Below are 15,851 nucleotides of genomic sequence, written 5' to 3' on the forward strand. Positions count from 1 at the left end.
GCCATTATCACCCTCCGGCGGATTTCGTCTTGTGCGGCGGAAGGCAATCCGGGTAAGGTCGGGCGCATCCACGCCCCGCCGTTCCGGCGGGGTAAACCGTTATGCAAGGGGACCCACCGATGCTTTTTTGGCGCGTCAAACCGCTCGACAAGATCCTTGAGACTGCCGAGAAGAAGTCGCTGAAGCGCCAGCTCGGCGCGTTCCAGCTGACCATGCTCGGCATCGGCGCCATCATCGGCCCCGGCATCTTCGTGCTGACCGCCGAGGCGGGCCAGAAGGCCGGCCCGGCGATGATGTTCGCCTTCGTGATCGCGGCGGTGGTCTGCGCCCTGGCCGCCCTGGCCTATTCCGAACTGGCCTCGATGGTGCCGGTGTCCGGCTCGGCCTACACCTACACCTACGGCGTGCTCGGCGAGGCGATCGCCTGGACCGTGGGCTGGGCCCTGGTGCTGGAATACGCGGTCGCCGCCGGCGCGGTGTCGGTCGGCTGGTCCGGCTACATGAACGGCCTGCTCACCAGTGCGGGGATGGAACTGCCCGCCGCGCTCAAGGCCGGCCCGCTGGATGGGGGCAGCTTCAACCTGCTGGCCTTCCTGATCGCGCTGGCGGTGACCGGCCTGCTGGTGATCGGCACCTCCAAGTCGGCCAAGGTCAACGCGGTGCTGGTGCTGGTGAAGGTCGCCGCGCTGACCGCCTTCATCTTCGTCACCGTGCCGGCGGTGCAGGACGCGAACTTCCAGCCGTTCTTCCCCACCGGCTGGGGCAGCCCGCTGGGCGGGATCGGCGTGCTCGGCGCGGCCGCGTCGATCTTCTTCGCCTACGTCGGCTTCGACGCGGTTTCCACCGCGGCCGAAGAAACCAAGAACCCGAACCGCAACATCCCGATCGGCCTGATCGGCTCGCTGCTGGTGTGCACGATCTTCTACATGCTGGTCAGCTACGGCGCGGTCGGCGCGATCGGCGCCCAGCCGATGCTCAACGCCGACGGCGTGGCGATCCATCCGGGCACCCCTGAACTGGCCGCCGCCTGCAAGGGCACCGATGCGCTGGTCTGCAGCAAGGAGCCGCTGGCGCACGTGCTCAAGGTGATGGGCTTCGCCGGCCTGGGCAACCTGATCGGCCTGGCCGCGGCGGTCGCCCTGCCGTCGGTGATCCTGATGATGCTGTACGGCCAGACCCGCATCTTCTTCACCATGTCGCGCGATGGCCTGCTGCCGGAGGGGCTGTCGAAGGTGCACCCGAAGTTCCACACCCCGCACGTGGTGACCATGATCACCGGCGGCTTCGTCGCCCTCTTCGCGGCGCTGTTCCCGGTCGGCATCCTCGCCGACATCTCCAACTCGGGCACGCTGTTCGCGTTCATGGCCGTGTCCGCGGCGGTGCTGATCCTGCGCAAGCGCGATCCGCTGCGCCCGCGCCCGTTCCGCACGCCGATGGTGTGGCTGGTGTGCCCGCTGGCCATCGCCGGCTGCCTGCTGCTGTTCCTGAACCTGTCGATCTACACCCTGGCGATGTTCTTCGGCTGGGCGATCGTGGGCCTGCTGATCTACTGGTCCTACGGCTACCGCAACAGCGACCTGGCCCGCGGCATCACCGGCCCGGAAGGCGGCCCGAAGATCGATCCGGAACCGCCGTTCCACGAAGGTCCGCAGGCCTGACCCGGCGGCACCGCGCGAAAGGCTCGCGCGGTGCACGCCGCAACGGACACCCGAAGCGGCCGGCCCTGTGCCGGCCGCTTCGTTTCCACCACCGCCCCATCCTTCCGGAACCGCGCAGATGAGCGCCACCTCCGCCCGCAAGATCGGCCCGGTCCTGGCGACCTTCGTCGTCGCCAACAACATGATCGGCTCCGGGTTCTTCCTGCTTCCAGCCACGCTGGCCAAGTCCGGCGGCGTCACCGCGCTGAGCTGGCTGCTGTGCACGGTGCTGGCGATGATGCTGGGCGGGGCCTTCGCCCGGCTCGCGAAGCACCACCCTGACCTGCAGTCGCCGGACGACTACGTGCGGCCTTCGCTGGGCCGCGATGTCAGCTTCCTGGCCACGACCATGTACTGGGTCTCGTCGTGGATCGGCAACAACGCCATTGCTGTCGCCGCGTTCGGCTACCTGCTGATCCTGCTGCCCCTGGCCGACACCCCCGGCGTGCACCTGGCCGGGCAGATCGCGCTGATCTGGCTGATGTTCGCGCTCAACCTGCTCGGGCCGCGGCCGATCGCGCGCTTCCAGTCGCTGTGCGTGGTGCTGGGCCTGCTGCCGGTGGCGGTGATCCTCACCGCCGGCTGGGCCCATTTCGACCCGACGCTGTACCGCGCGGCCTGGAACGTGTCCGGCCAGTCCGACCTGGCGGTGGTGATGCATTCGCTGGCGCCGATCTTCTGGGCCTTCATCGGCCTGGAGACCGGGGCGATGGTCGCCGGCGTGGTCGACGATCCCGACCGCAACGTGCCGCTGGCCACCCTCGGTGGCATCGCCATCGCCGGCGTGGTCTACCTGGTGTCCTCGGTGCTGATGATGGGCATCGTCCCGGCCGCGGAGCTGGCCGACTCGAGCGCTCCGTTCGCGCTGGTCGCCGGGCGCATGTTCGGCGCCTGGGCGGTGCCGCTGATCGCCGCGGCGGCCGCGCTCAAGGCGGTCGGCACGCTCGGCGGCTGGATGCTGGTCACGGGCGAGTCGGGCGCGCGCGCGGCGCAGCGCGGGTTCCTGCCGTCGGTGTTCGGACGCCTGCGCGCCAACGGTTCGGCCGGCACCGGCCTGTTCATCATCGCCGTGCTGATGACGCTACTGGCGATCGTGACCCTGTCGCCGACCGTGTCGGGCCAGTTCGAGATCCTGATCGAGATGGTCGTGATCCTGGTGGTGATGGCCTACGCCGCCGCCGGCCTGAGCCTGCTGCTGGGCACGCCCGAACGCCCCCCGGCCCGGCGCGAACAGGTGCTGGGCATGGGCGCGCTGGTGGCCTGCGGCCTGCTGGTCTACTCCACGCCGGTGAAGACCCTGGTCGGTGGCCTGGTGATCGCGCTGCTGTGCTGGGCCGCCTACCGCGGTTTCGCGCGCCGGTCGCCGCCGCCTGCGCGGTAGACTTCGCGGCATGAATGCCACCGCTTCCGCCCCCTACGATCCTGCGCGCCTGCAGCCGCTGGCGCGACTGCTGATCGACAACATCCGCGAGCTGGCGCAGGCCGGCTGGACCCCGGCCACCAGCAGCAACTTCTCGCACCGGCTCGACGACCACCACGCCGCGATCACCGTCTCCGGCCGCGACAAGGGCCGGCTGGTCGAGGACGACATCATGGTCGTGGACTTCGACGGCCAGGCCGTGGGCCGGCCGCTGCGGCCCTCGGCCGAGACCCTGCTGCACACGCAGCTGTACCGGCGCTTCCCGGAGATCGGCTGCGTCCTGCACACCCACTCCCCGGTGCAGACCGTGGCCTCGCGCCTGTACGCCGGCACCGGCCACGTGCGGCTGGAGGGCTACGAGCTGCTCAAGGCCTTCCACGGCAACAGCACCCACGAGGCCGCGGTCGACGTGCCGGTGTTCGCCAACACCCAGGACATGACCGTGCTGGCCGCCCAGGTCGACGCCCTGCTCGACCGGCAGCCGCTGTGGGGTTACCTGATCGACGGCCATGGCCTGTACGCCTGGGGCCGCGACATGGCCGAGGCGCGCCGCCACCTGGAAGCGTTCGAGTTCCTGCTCGGCTGCGAGCTGGAGCTGCGCAAGCTCGGCGTCCGCGGCTGACCGCGTTCCGGCGCTGGCAGCCAGGCAAGCCCGGCGCTACCGCCACGGCTGCGATGGGGCGTTGCGCCGGTGTTGTCGGAGGAGCGGGGCCGGGCTGGTAACCTAGCCTCCCCCACGGCGCGCGTGCGCCACCGCAGGTGAGACACCCCATGAGCCGACTGCGCATCTTCGACGAGAACGACCCGGGCCAGCCGCTGTTCGCCAGCAGCGACGGCGCAGCCATCGCCGCCGAACTGGAGAAGATCGGCGTGACCTTCGAGCGCTGGCAGGCCAGCCAGCCGATCGAGCCGGGCGCCACGCCCGAACAGGTCATGGACGCCTACCGCGCCGACATCGACCGGCTGGTCGCCGAGCGCGGCTTCAGGACCGTGGACGTGGTCAGCATCGCCCCGGACAACCCCGGCCGCGGCGAGATGCGCAAGAAGTTCCTCGACGAGCACTTCCACAAGGAGGACGAGGTGCGCTTCTTCGTCGCCGGCTCGGGCCTGTTCACCCTGCACGTGGACGGCAGGGTGTACGAGATCGAATGCGTGAAGGACGACCTGATCGCGGTGCCGGACGGCACGAAGCACTGGTTCGATATGGGCGAGGCGCCGAGCTTCGTGGCGATCCGCTTCTTCACCGAGCCGGACGGCTGGGTCGGCCATTTCACCGGCACCGACATCGCGCAGAAGTTCCCGCGCTACGAGCCGGAAGCGGCCTGAGCGCCCCACGAACACCACGCATTCCACACCGCCCCTCCCCGGAGGCGCGCCGTCTTTGCAGGACGCCATGACCCGCGCCATCCTCACCGACATCGAAGGCACCACCAGCAGCATCTCCTTCGTCCGCGACGTGCTGTTCCCGTATGCGCGGCGCGCCCTGCCCGGCTTCGTCCGCGCGCACGCGCAGGAGCCGCAGGTGCGGCAATGGCTGGATGCGGTGGCCACCGAGGCCGGCGGGCTGTGCCAGGACGACATGATCGTGGAGACCCTGCAGGGCTGGATCGACCAGGACCGCAAGCACACCGCGCTCAAGGCGCTGCAGGGCCTGGTCTGGGAAGCGGGCTACCGCAGCGCCGACTTCACCGCACCGATCTATCCGGACGCGGTGCCGACCCTGCAGCGCTGGCATGCGCTGGGCCTGCCGCTGTACGTCTACTCCTCCGGCTCGGTGCCGGCGCAGAAGCTGTTCTTCGGCCACAGCGACGCCGGCGACCTGACCGGGCTGTTCTCCGGCTGGTTCGACACCGAGGTCGGCGGCAAGCGCGAGGCGGACAGCTATGCCCGCATCGTCGGCGCCATCGGCCTTGCGCCGCACGAGGTGCTGTTCCTCTCCGACGTGGTCGAGGAACTGGACGCCGCGCGCACGGCAGGCATGCAGACCGTGCTGGTGGACCGGCCGGCGGACTACCCGGAGTCGCGCCAGGGCGAGGCGGCGCACGGGCACACCCGCGTCGCCAGCTTCCTCGACATCGAACTGCCGCTGTAACCGCATGGACGCCATGCGCAAGGCCACCCTCGCAGGCGTGGCCGCGATCCTGCTCTGGTCGTCGCTGGCGCTGCTGACCGTCGCCACCGAGGGCCTGCCGCCGTTCCAGGTGCTGGCCACCGCTTTCGCCGTCGCCGGCACGGTCGGCCTGCTGCGCGCGGGCCTGCGCGGCCGCGCCGGCTGGGCGGAACTGCGCCAGCCGCCGTCGGCGCTGGCCCTGTCCACCGCGGCGCTGTTCGGCTACCACGCGCTGTACTTCATCGCGCTCAAGCGCGCGCCGGCGGTGGAGGCCAACCTGCTCAACTACATGTGGCCGCTGCTGATCGTGGTCTTCGCCGGGTTCCTGCCCGGCGTGCGGATCGGCGCGCTGCAGTGGCTGGGCACGCTGATGGGCCTGGCCGCGGCAGTGCTGCTGGTGACCGGCGGGCGGCGCCTGCAGGTCGATCCGGCGTACCTGGCCGGCTACCTGGCCGCGCTCACCGCGGCGGTGCTGTGGGCCGCGTATTCGGTGCTCAACCGGCGCCACGCGCAGGTGCCCTGCGCGGCGATCACCGTCGCCTGCCTGGCCGTGGCCGTGCTCGGCGCACTGGTCCACTTAGGGTTCGAGCGCAGCGTGGCGCCCACGCCGGTGCAGTGGCTGGCGCTGCTGGCGATGGGCATCGGCCCCACCGGCGCGGCGTTCTGGCTGTGGGATACGGGCACCAAGCGCGGCGACATCGCCCTGCTCGGCAGCCTGTCCTACCTGGCGCCGCTGCTGTCGACGGTGCTGCTGGTGCTGTCGGGACGCACGCAGCCACATCCGCTGCAGGCGGTGGCACTGGCGCTGCTGCTGGGTGGTGCCTGGCTGAGCACGCGTTCGCGCTGAGAATGCTTCGCGTTTGAACGCGGCGCGGCGCGGCTGGCTAGACTGCGCGCCACGCAACCAGCCCGCACCTCGCGCGCCAGTCACGCAATCCGCGCCAGCCAGCCTTCGCCAGCCAGCCGCGGACCCATCGAAGACGCCCCCACGGGGCGTTTCTTTTTTGCCCTCCTGTAGGAGCCCACGTCAGGGGGCGACCCGACGAGGCCGGAACGCAGCCGCGCTCGACGCGACCGCTCCGGAGGGTCCGTGTTCAACGCGGCGCCTCCAGACGTGATCGCGTCGCCCCCTGAAGTGGGCTCCTACAGGGGAACTTCATCCAGGCGGTAGGTGGTCGCGGCGCGGGTCTCGCCCTGCCAGCGGTCGAACGCGCGCACCTCGACGCGGTGTTCGCCGATGGGCAGATCCGTAGGCAAGGCACCACGCCACAGGTGGGTGGAATCCACCGCTTCCGGCGACCGGTCGAAGCCGCGCAGGGCCGCGGCGAGATCGTCGGCGACGTTTTCCAGCAGCAGCCGCGGATCGGCGCGCTCGACCCGGCGCATCGGCTTCCACTCGCCGCCGTCCACGCGGTACTCGACGCGACTGTCGGCATCGCCCATGAACACGTTCGCGAACACGCCCCAAGCCGGATAGGCGCCACGGCGCAGGACCTTCGGCGCATGCAGGGCCATGCTGCCGGTGAAGGCCGGATCGTCCGCCGGCGGGCGTGCCGGATGCCAGGCCAGCGCGTAGCCGCCGGTGCCGTCGAGTTCCAGCGTCGCATGGCCGTTGGGCGTGCCGTCGGCCATGGTCGCGTCGGGAATGCCCTCCGCATCCGGCGCACCGGACCAGAACGCACCGCACGCCGCGCCCAGGTTGTACTCGTGCAGCGGCGCCGCGCCCTGCCAGCCGTCCTTCGCCGCGTGCCAGTAGTGCTGCTGCACGTGGCTGTGGCCGCTGAGCAGCAGCAGGCGCGGCCGCTCGCGCAGCAGCGCGAACAGGCGCGCGCGGTCGGCGGCGAGGAACGTCTGGCGGCCGCCGGTATCGAACACCGGGATGTGCATGCCCAGCACCAGCAGCCGCTCGCGCGGCAGCTGCGCCAGGTAGGCCTCGAGGAAACGGAACTGGTCCTCGCGCAGACCGCCGACGTAACCGGGCCCCTGCCCCGCCTGCACGACCACGTCGTCGAGGAACACGAAGGCCGCGCCGCCCTCCTCCACCGCATAGGTGTCCGGGCCGTAGACGCCGCTCCAGGTCGCCAGCGAACCGGCGTCGCCGGTCGAGCCCGGGTCGACATCGTGGTTGCCGGGCACGTGGAACCAGGGCACGCCCAGCTTCGCGGTCACGGCGTTGAGCGCCGGATACAGGTGCATTTCGTCGTCGACCAGGTCGCCGAGGGTGGTGCCGAAGGCGGCCCGGTGGCGACCGTCCATGGACGCGACGATGGGCTCGACGATGTCGCGGCGGTAGTAGTCGATGTCGCGCGTGTTCTTGACCTGGGTGTCGGTGAACAGCAGCACCTGCAGCGGCCTGGCGCCAGTGGCGGTGCGACCACCCTCTTCGACCAGGCTGAAGTCGAAGCTGCCGGCAGCCGCCCCCCCCGCGGGCGGCACCCGCCGCCAGAACGCAGGCAGTCCATCGGCGCCGGCGGCGAAACGGTAGCCGGCCGGCTTGACCACGAATACCAGTCCGTCCGGCGCGACATCGATGCGGTAGCGCCCCTGCGCGTCGGTGCGGACGATGTCCACGCCGTTGGACACGGCCACGCCGGCAAGCCCGGGCCCGAAGCCCTGTTCCGCGCCGCGCGCCAGATGGACCTGGCCGGAGATGGTGCGTGAGGCGGATACGGCCGGCGTGGCTGGTGCGGCGACAGCCTGCATGCAGGACGCGGCAGCCAGCAGGAATACGAGCAGAGAACGGATCGGCATGTCGGTCGGAACCCGGCGGGACCCGCCCATTGTAGGAGCCCACTTCAGGGGGCGACCCGATTCCCTCTGACGGCGCCACGTTGAACGCGGACCCTCCGGATCGATCGCGCCGATCGCGGCCGCGTTCCGGCGCCTTCGGGTCGCCCCCTGAAGTGGGCTCCTACAGGGAGAACGCTACGGATCAGGGGCGGTGGCGCTGCTCCAGCACGGCGACCGCGTCGGCCAGGGCCAGGCCGCGGGAGTGCAGCAGCACGGTCAGGTGGTAGACCAGGTCCGCGGCCTCGCCCAGCAGTTGCTCGTCGTTCTGCGCAACGCCCGCCAGCGCGGTTTCCACGCCTTCCTCGCCGACCTTCTGCGCGATCCGGCGCACGCCGGCCTCGAACAGGCGCGTGGTGTAGCTGCCCGCCGGCCGATCGCGGGCGCGGGTCGCGACCAGCGCGTCGAGTTCGCCGAGGAAGCCCACGTCGGCCGCCTCCCTGGGCGCCGCCTCCTCCACCGCCGGCGCGCCAGCGAAGCAGCTGGCCCGCTGCAGGTGGCAGGTCGGCCCGCGCGGGCGCGCCAGCACCAGGATCGCATCCGAATCGCAGTCCGCCTCCAGGCCGACCAGTTCCAGCACGTTGCCGGAGGTCTCGCCCTTGGTCCACAGCTGCTGCCGGCTGCGGCTGTAGAAGGTCACCAGGCGGTTGGCCAGGGTGGCGCGCAATGCCGTGCGGTCCATGTAGCCGAGCATCAGCACGCGCAGGCTGTCGGCGTCCTGGACGATGGCCGGGAGCAGGCCGTCGCCCTTGTCCCAGTCCAGCGATTCGGGCAGCAGGGTCGGTCCGGCGGCGACCCGCGGCGTGGCGGAAGGTTCAGGCATCGCGCACCTCGATTTCGCGCTGGCGCAGGAAGCGCTTGAGTGCGGGGATGGGAATGGCGCCGCTGTGGAACACGCTGGCCGCCAGCGCGCCGTCGACGTCGGCCTGCTCGAACGCGGCGGCGAAATGCTCCGGTTCGCCGGCACCGCCCGAGGCCACCAGCGGCACCGCGCACAGCGCGCGCGCCTGGCGCAGCTGTTCGATGTCGTAGCCGCGGCGCACGCCGTCGCTGTCCATGCAGTTGAGCACGATCTCGCCGGCACCCAGGCGCTGCACCTCGACGATCCAGTCGAGCGTGCGCATGCCCGGCGCGCGGGTCTTCGACGGATCGCCGGTGTTGGTCCGGACCCGCCACTGGCCGTCGGCCTCGCGGATCGAGTCGATGCCCACCACCACGCACTGCACGCCGAAGGCATCGGCCAGTTCGGACACCAGCGCCGGGCGCTCCAGCGCCGGCGAATTGACCGAGACCTTGTCGGCGCCGGCATGCAGCACACGGCGCGCGGTTGCCACGTCGCGGATGCCGCCGGCGACGCAGAACGGAATGTCGATCAGCCGCGCCACCCGTTCGACCCAGGAATGGTCGACCGAGCGCCCCCCGGGGCTGGCGCCGATGTCGTAGAACACCAGCTCGTCGGCGCCCTCGTCGCGGTAGCGCAGGGCCAGCTCGACGATGTCGCCCATGTCGACGTGGTCGCGGAAGCGCACGCCCTTGACCACGCGGCCGTCGCGCACGTCCAGGCAGGGGATGATGCGGCGGCTCAGCACGGGCCGTCCCCCGCATTCCGCGCGGCGTCCGCCGCGCGTGCCTCCTGCGCCAGCGCGTCGGCCAGCTGCAAGCGGCCCTCGAGCAGCGCGCGGCCAAGCACCGCGCCGGCACAGCCGACCTGGCGCGCGTTGCGCACGTCGTCGGCGTCGCGCACGCCGCCGGAGGCCTGCACCGCCACGCCGGGCGCCAGCGCGCGCAGGTGCGCGTACAGATCCAGGTTGGGGCCGGACAGCATGCCGTCGCGGGCGATGTCGGTGCACAGCAGGTGGCGCAGGCCGGCGCGCACGTAGCGCGGGAGCAGCGCGTCCAGGGTCACGCCGGCGTCCTCGGTCCAGCCGTGTACCGGCAACTGCCATTGGCCTGCCGCATCCTGGCGCGTATCCAGGGCCACCGTGATCCGCTCGCCGCCGAACTCGGCCAGCCACGCGGCCACCGTCTCCGGCTCGCGCACGGCCAGCGAGCCGACCACCACGCGCGCGGCGCCGGCGTCGAGGATCCTGGCCACGTCCTCGCGCGAGCGCACGCCACCGCCGGTCTGCACCTGCAACCCGGTGTCGCGGGCGATGCCGCACAGCAGCGTACCCAGTGTGTAGCCGCCGGCCCGGGCCGCGTCCAGGTCGACCAGGTGCATCCAGCGCGCGCCGGCCCGGGCGAAGTCCGCCGCGCGCGGCAGCGGGTCGTCGCCGTACTGCGTCTCGCGCGCGTAGTCGCCCTGGGCCAGCCGCACCACGCGGCCGCCACGGATATCCAGCGCGGGATAGACGGTGAACGCCATCAGCAATCCATCTCCAGGAAGTTGCGCAGGATCCGCGCGCCGGTGGCGGCCGAACGCTCGGGATGGAACTGCGCGCCGCAGCGGCGGCCGTCCTGCACCATCGCGGTGAACAGCCCGCCGTGCTCGCTGGTGGCGACCGTGGCGGCGGTCACCGGCGCGGCATAGCTGTGCACGAAGTAGGCGCTGGCACCCTCGGCCACGCCGTCCAGCAGCGGCGACGGGCGCATCGCGCGCAGGCCGTTCCAGCCCATGTGCGGGATGCGGACGCCCAGCGCCGGGGTCAGGCGCCGAACCACGCCGGGAAGCAGGCCCAGGCATTCCACGTCGCCCTCCTCCGAACGCTCGTACAGCAGCTGCATGCCCAGGCAGATCCCCAGCAGCGGCGCCCGCAGCGCGCGCAGCGGTTCGACCAGGCCCTGCGCCTGCAGCCGGCGCATCGCCTCCGGCGCGGCGCCGACGCCGGGCAGGATCACCCGGTCGGCGCCGTCGAGGCCTGCCGGCGCGTCCACCACGTCGGGCCGCACGCCCAGCCGTTCCAGCGCGTAGCAGACCGAACCGAGGTTGGCGCCACCGGCATCGACGACCACCACGCGGGCAGCGGCAGCACGGCTCACAGCACCCCCTTGGTCGAGGGCAGCGCGTCGCCTTCGCGGCGGATCGCCTGGCGCAGCGCACGCGCCAGCGCCTTGAAGCTGGCCTCGATCTTGTGGTGGTCGTTGTCGCCCTCGACCCGGATGTGCAGGTTCAGGCCCGAGGCATCACACAGCGAGCGGAAGAAGTGCGGCACCAGCTCGGTCGGCATGTCGCCCACGCGCTCGCGCCTGAACCCGCCTTCGTACACCAGGTACGGCCGGCCGCTGAAATCCAGCGTGGCGCTGGCCTGGGTCTCGTCCATGGGCAAGGTAAAGCCATACCGGCCGATCCCGCGCTTGTCGCCCAGCGCCTCGCGCAGCGCCTGGCCCAGGGCCAGCGCGGTGTCCTCGATGGTGTGGTGCTCGTCGATGTGCAGGTCGCCGTCGGCGTGGATCTTCAGCTCGAAGCCGCCGTGCTTGCCGATCTGCTCGAGCATGTGGTCGTAGAACGGCAGGCCGGTGTGGACCTGCGGCTCGGCGGCACGGTCCAGGTCCACTTCGACCCGGATCTTCGTCTCCTTCGTGTTGCGCTGGACCACGGCGCGGCGCGGCGCGTCGGCCAGCTCGTGCGCGATCCCGGCCCAGTCCCACTCGCCGCCGAACTGCGCGGTCCTCAGCTGGAACGCGCGGATGCCCAGGTTGGCGGCGAACCCGTTGTCGGTGGGACGGTCGCCGACCATCGCCGAGCGCTTCCAGTCGACCGTGCGGTCCTGCACGTAGGGCAGCGCCAGGCCGATGGCCGGCTTGCGCGTGGGCGAGTTCTCGTGGGCGAAGCTGGTGTCGACCAGCACGTCGCGGAAGACGATGCCCTGGCTCTCGAACAGCTGCATCATCAGCGCGTGCGGGCCGTCGAAGCTGGCCTGCGGATAGCTGTCGGTGCCCAGCCCGTCCTGGTTGGTGACCATCACGAACTGCCAGCCGGCGTCGCGCAGCTTCAGCAGCGCCGGGACCACGCCGCGGACGAAGCGCAGCTTCTCGTAGGCGTCGACCTGGAAATCCTCCGGCTCCTCGATCAGGGTGCCGTCGCGGTCGACGAAAAGCACGGGGCCATTGACGGCACGGGTGTTCATGCGGCGGCTTCCTTCGCATCCAGCGCCGCGAGCACGCGGTCGTTCTGTTCCGGGGTTCCCAGGGAAATGCGCAGTGCGTCGCCCAGCTGCGGCGCAGCGCGCTGGTCGCGCACCACCACGCCGGCGGCCAGCAGCCGCGCGAACGCCGCGTCGGCATCGGCGAAGCGCACCAGCAGGTAGTTGCCGTCGGAGGGATACACGCGCAGTACGCCGGGCAGGGTCGCCAGCGCCCGTTGCACCCGGGTCCGTTCGCCACGGAGCTGGGCCACGCGCGCGCGGGTGCGCGCCAGCGAATCGTCGGACAGGCCGGCCACGGCCAGTTCGGCGCAGGGGGTCGGCACCGGATACGGCGCCTGGCAGGCGCGCAGGACCCGCACCAGTGCCGGATCGGCGATCAGCACGCCGATGCGCGCGGCGGCCAGCGCATGCGCCTTGGACAGGGTGCGCAGCACGGCGATGTTCGGATGCGCGGCCATCAGGGTGGTCGCGGACGCCTGCGCGGAGAACTCGCCGTAGGCCTCGTCCACCACCACCAGCGCGCGGCCCTGCAGGCTCGCGGCCAGCGCGGCGATGCCGTCAAGCGGCACGCTGGCGCCGGTCGGGTTGGACGGCGAGCACAGGAACACCAGCTTCGCCCCGCCCTGCGCGGCCGCGACGGCGACCGCGTCGAGGTCGACGGCGAAGCCGGCGTCGCCATCGACCAGCGGCACTTCCAGCAGCGGCGCGTCCTGCAGCCGCGCGCCGACCGCGTACATGCCGAACACCGGCGGCGTGATCAGCACCGCGTCGCGGCCAGGCTCGCACATCACGCGCACCAGCAGGTCGATCGCCTCGTCGCTGCCGCGACCAACCAGCAGCTGCGCCGGGTCGACCCCGTACAGGCTGGCCAGCGCATCGCGCAGCGCCGGCGGCTGCGGTTCGGGATAGCGGCGGCTGCCGCCGCCGGGGTCCGCCGGGTTCGCCCAAGGGCTTTCGTTGGCGTTGAGCCAGACCTCGCCCTGCAGCGCATTGCTGCGCGCGGACGAATAGCCGGCGAATCCGCGCAGGTCCGCGCGTACCAGGCGCAGCAGGCCGTCGTCGTTGCCGGCGCGGTTCATGCCGCGGCCCCGCGCAGGCGCAGCGCCACCGCGTTGGCGTGCGCATCGAGCTGTTCGGCGCGCGCCAGGGTCACCGCACAATCGCCGATGGCGAGGATGCCCCCGCGGCTGGCCGCCTGCACGCTGACGAAGTTCTGGAAACTGGCCACGCTCACCCCGCTCCACGCCCGCGCCGCGCCATTGGTCGGCAGCACGTGGTTGGTGCCGCTGCAGTAGTCGCCCAGCGCCTCGGGCGTCCAGTCGCCGAGGAACACCGAGCCGGCGGCCTCGACCCGGTCGAGCCAGTCGCGCGGCTGGCGCAGGGCCAGGATCAGGTGTTCGGGCGCGTAGGCATTGCTGATCGCGAAGGCCTCGTCCAGCGAATCGACCAGGACCAGGCGCGAGGCCGCCAGCGCCTTCTCCGCGATAGCCGCGCGCGGCAGCGCGGCCAGCTGCACGGCCAGTTCGGCCTCGACCCGATCGATCAGGCCAGCGCTGTCGGACAGCAACAGCACCTGCGAATCCGGCCCGTGCTCGGCCTGCGACAGCAGGTCGGCGGCGATGAAGGCGGCATCGGCGCCCTCGTCGGCGATCACCAGCACTTCCGAAGGCCCGGCCGGCATGTCGATCGCCGCCGCGCCGGACTGCGCCACCTGGCGCTTGGCCTCGTCGACGTAGCTGTTGCCCGGGCCGAAGATCTTGTCGACCCGGGGCACGCTGCCGGTGCCGAAGGCCAGCGCGGCGATCGCCTGGGCACCACCGAGCTTGAACACCCGGTCCACGCCGGCCAGTTTCGCCGCCACCAGCACCGCCGGATCGGCGCTGCCGTCGGCGCGCGGCGGGGTGCACAGCAGCACCTGGCGGCAGCCGGCCAGCGCGGCCGGCACGCACAGCATCAGCGCGGTGGAAGGCAGCGGCGCGCTGCCGGCCGGCACGTACAGGCCGACCCGCGGCACCGGCCGGATCATGCGCTCGCAGACCACGCCCGGCGCGGTCTCCACCGCATAGCCGGCCGCCATGCCGGCGCGGTGGAAGGCTTCGATCCGTCCCTTCGCATCGAGCATGGCCTGGCGCAGTTGCGCCGGCACCGCCGCCTCGGCGGCGGCGAATTCGGCGGGCGATACCTCGAAGCGATCGAGTTGCACTCCGTCGAAGCGCGCGGTCAGTTCGCGCAGCGCCTCGTCGCCGCGCGTGCGCACCGCATCGAGCACCCCGGCCACGGCCTGGCGCGTGGCCTCGGCCACGGCCTGCACCGGGCGGGTCAGCGCGCGCTCGCGCGCACCGGCGTCCAGCGCCGACCATTGCAGCCGGTTCCATGCCGGCGTGCTTGCATTCGCGGGAACGGCGCTCATGCCAGCGACCTCTCCACCGCCAGCACCATCAGTCCGCGCGCACCGGCGCGCTCCAGTTCCTCCAGTTGCTGCCAGCTCACCGCGCCCTCGCACATCGCCTGCAGCGACAGCACGCCGTTGCTTCCCGGCAGCTCGACCAGCGGCCCGGCGTCCTGCAGCAGGCGCTCCAGCGCCGGCAGCGAGTCGCGCTCGGCATTGAACATCAGCAACTTGCGGTCCTTGAGCTGGAGCACACCATCGACCCGGCGCAGCAGCATCTGCGCCAGCCCGGCACGGGCGTCGTCGAACGCGCCCGCGGGCCCGGCCAGCACCGCCTCGCTGTCGAGCAGGTTCTCCACCGGCCGGAGGTGGTTGGCGGCGAGCGTGGCGCCGCTGGAAACCAGGTCGCAGACCAGGTCGGCGGTGCCCAGCCGCGGCGCGATCTCGACCGAGCCGGACAGTTCCACCACCTGCGCGTCGATGCCCTGCGCGTCGAGCCAGTTGCCCAGCACCGCCGGATAGCTGGTGGCGATGCGCAGCCCCTGCAGTTGAGAAGGACCGGTCCATTCCCATTCCTCCGGCACCGCCAGCATCAGCCGGCACTGGCCGAAGCCCAGCCCGCGCAGCGCGCGGTAGGCCGGCGCCAGGCCGTTGCGCGCGCGCGCGCCGGCCTGCTCGTCCAGTTCGTTGCGGCCGACGATGCCCAGGTCGCAGACGCCGTCGGCGATCAGGCCGGGGATGTCGTCGTCGCGCACCAGCAGCAGGTCCACCGGCAACGTCTCGCCGTAGCAGAACAGTTTGTCGCGGCTTTCGCGCCAGCTCAGGCCGCAGGCGGCCAGCAGCGAACGCGCCGGCTCGGCCAGGCGGCCGCTCTTCTGGATCGCGATGCGCAGGCGGTCGCGCGGGGCCGTGCCGAGCCTCTGGCCGGTGGGGGGCGTCATCGTGTTTCCCTGGCGCTGGAAGAAGGGACGCGCGGCTGCAAAGCCAGCGCATAACCGCCGGTGCCGCGCTCCAGCGTGCGCGCGACCCGGCCGATGGTGGTGACGCTGACCTGGGTCAGTTCGTGGATCTCGCGGTACGGCACGCCCTGCTGCAACAGCGGCACCACGCGCCAGCGGTCGGTCATGGCCTCCAGTTCGGCCGGCGTGCACAGGTCCTGGAGAAAGGCCTTGAACGCATCGGCATCGCCCAGCCCGGACAGGGCCTGGGCGAGCTCGTCGAGGCCTTCATCGTCCTTGCCGTTTTCCTGTCCTCGCCGCTTCATGGCACGATCCAATGTATTAATGCGTTAGTACATTAGAACAGCCCGCCGCTGATCCGGTCAACCCCCGCGGCGCAACCCGCCGCCGGCCCGGTACACTCG

16 protein-coding genes are annotated in these 15,851 nt (G+C 71.8%); 6 read left to right on the forward strand and 10 right to left on the reverse strand.

Annotated features, from left to right (window positions below; translation table 11 throughout):
* Window positions 1-119 precede the first annotated feature (119 nt).
* The 6 genes from CSC64_RS08475 to yddG all read left to right on the forward strand — a co-directional run bounded on the left by CSC64_RS08475 (window position 120) and on the right by yddG (window position 6,074).
* Entirely contained in the window at window positions 120-1,658 is a 1,539-nt protein-coding gene (locus CSC64_RS08475; protein ID WP_162434888.1) for an amino acid permease, read from the forward strand.
* A 118-nt stretch (window positions 1,659-1,776) separates the two neighbouring features.
* Window positions 1,777-3,078: an amino acid permease gene (locus tag CSC64_RS08480; protein ID WP_162434889.1), complete on the forward strand. Its 1,302-nt coding sequence runs from the start codon at window positions 1,777-1,779 to the stop codon at window positions 3,076-3,078.
* A gap of 10 nt (window positions 3,079-3,088) precedes the next feature.
* Window positions 3,089-3,739, forward strand: a complete 651-nt coding sequence (locus CSC64_RS08485; RefSeq protein ID WP_162434890.1) for a methylthioribulose 1-phosphate dehydratase — start codon at window positions 3,089-3,091, stop codon at window positions 3,737-3,739.
* A gap of 149 nt (window positions 3,740-3,888) precedes the next feature.
* Entirely contained in the window at window positions 3,889-4,443 is a 555-nt protein-coding gene (locus CSC64_RS08490) for a 1,2-dihydroxy-3-keto-5-methylthiopentene dioxygenase (protein ID WP_162434891.1), read from the forward strand.
* Between the two features lie 67 nt (window positions 4,444-4,510).
* Window positions 4,511-5,209: an acireductone synthase gene (mtnC, locus tag CSC64_RS08495; RefSeq protein ID WP_162434892.1), complete on the forward strand. Its 699-nt coding sequence runs from the start codon at window positions 4,511-4,513 to the stop codon at window positions 5,207-5,209.
* A 13-nt stretch (window positions 5,210-5,222) separates the two neighbouring features.
* Window positions 5,223-6,074, forward strand: coding sequence for an aromatic amino acid exporter YddG (gene yddG / locus CSC64_RS08500; protein WP_202922340.1), 852 nt, complete (start codon window positions 5,223-5,225; stop codon window positions 6,072-6,074).
* 296 nt (window positions 6,075-6,370) lie between these two features.
* Here yddG and CSC64_RS08505 read toward each other — a convergent pair whose 3' ends face one another.
* The 10 genes from CSC64_RS08505 to CSC64_RS08550 form a co-directional block, all read right to left on the reverse strand.
* Window positions 6,371-7,930, reverse strand: coding sequence for a calcineurin-like phosphoesterase C-terminal domain-containing protein (locus tag CSC64_RS08505; RefSeq protein ID WP_425501701.1), 1,560 nt, complete (start codon window positions 7,928-7,930; stop codon window positions 6,371-6,373).
* 229 nt (window positions 7,931-8,159) lie between these two features.
* Window positions 8,160-8,837, reverse strand: coding sequence for a bifunctional phosphoribosyl-AMP cyclohydrolase/phosphoribosyl-ATP diphosphatase HisIE (hisIE, locus tag CSC64_RS08510; protein WP_162434895.1), 678 nt, complete (start codon window positions 8,835-8,837; stop codon window positions 8,160-8,162).
* Window positions 8,830-9,603: an imidazole glycerol phosphate synthase subunit HisF gene (gene hisF / locus CSC64_RS08515; protein ID WP_162434896.1), complete on the reverse strand. Its 774-nt coding sequence runs from the start codon at window positions 9,601-9,603 to the stop codon at window positions 8,830-8,832. The genes hisIE and hisF overlap by 8 nt, the downstream gene beginning before the upstream one ends.
* Entirely contained in the window at window positions 9,597-10,379 is a 783-nt protein-coding gene (gene hisA, locus CSC64_RS08520) for a 1-(5-phosphoribosyl)-5-[(5-phosphoribosylamino)methylideneamino]imidazole-4-carboxamide isomerase (protein ID WP_162434897.1), read from the reverse strand. The genes hisF and hisA overlap by 7 nt, the downstream gene beginning before the upstream one ends.
* Complete coding sequence (gene hisH, locus CSC64_RS08525) at window positions 10,379-10,969, reverse strand: imidazole glycerol phosphate synthase subunit HisH (protein WP_202922341.1); 591 nt, start codon at window positions 10,967-10,969, stop codon at window positions 10,379-10,381. Before hisH ends, hisA begins: the two co-directional genes overlap by 1 nt.
* Before the next feature lie 20 nt (window positions 10,970-10,989).
* Window positions 10,990-12,081, reverse strand: a complete 1,092-nt coding sequence (gene hisB, locus CSC64_RS08530; protein WP_162434899.1) for a bifunctional histidinol-phosphatase/imidazoleglycerol-phosphate dehydratase HisB — start codon at window positions 12,079-12,081, stop codon at window positions 10,990-10,992.
* On the reverse strand, window positions 12,078-13,178 hold the full coding sequence (gene hisC / locus CSC64_RS08535; RefSeq protein ID WP_162434900.1) for a histidinol-phosphate transaminase: 1,101 nt from the start codon (window positions 13,176-13,178) through the stop codon (window positions 12,078-12,080). The genes hisB and hisC overlap by 4 nt, the downstream gene beginning before the upstream one ends.
* Window positions 13,175-14,509 carry a histidinol dehydrogenase gene (gene hisD / locus CSC64_RS08540; protein WP_162434901.1) on the reverse strand — a complete coding sequence of 445 codons (1,335 nt, stop codon included), beginning with the start codon at window positions 14,507-14,509 and terminating at the stop codon, window positions 13,175-13,177. Before hisD ends, hisC begins: the two co-directional genes overlap by 4 nt.
* The gene (gene hisG, locus CSC64_RS08545) at window positions 14,506-15,429 is read right to left on the reverse strand and encodes an ATP phosphoribosyltransferase (RefSeq protein ID WP_162434902.1); all 924 of its coding nucleotides are present in this window, start codon (window positions 15,427-15,429) and stop codon (window positions 14,506-14,508) included. Before hisG ends, hisD begins: the two co-directional genes overlap by 4 nt.
* Window positions 15,426-15,752: a YerC/YecD family TrpR-related protein gene (locus CSC64_RS08550; RefSeq protein WP_162434903.1), complete on the reverse strand. Its 327-nt coding sequence runs from the start codon at window positions 15,750-15,752 to the stop codon at window positions 15,426-15,428. Before CSC64_RS08550 ends, hisG begins: the two co-directional genes overlap by 4 nt.
* Window positions 15,753-15,851 lie beyond the last annotated feature (99 nt).

Source organism: Pseudoxanthomonas koreensis (genome assembly GCF_010093225.1).
Lineage (GTDB): Bacteria > Pseudomonadota > Gammaproteobacteria > Xanthomonadales > Xanthomonadaceae > Pseudoxanthomonas > Pseudoxanthomonas koreensis.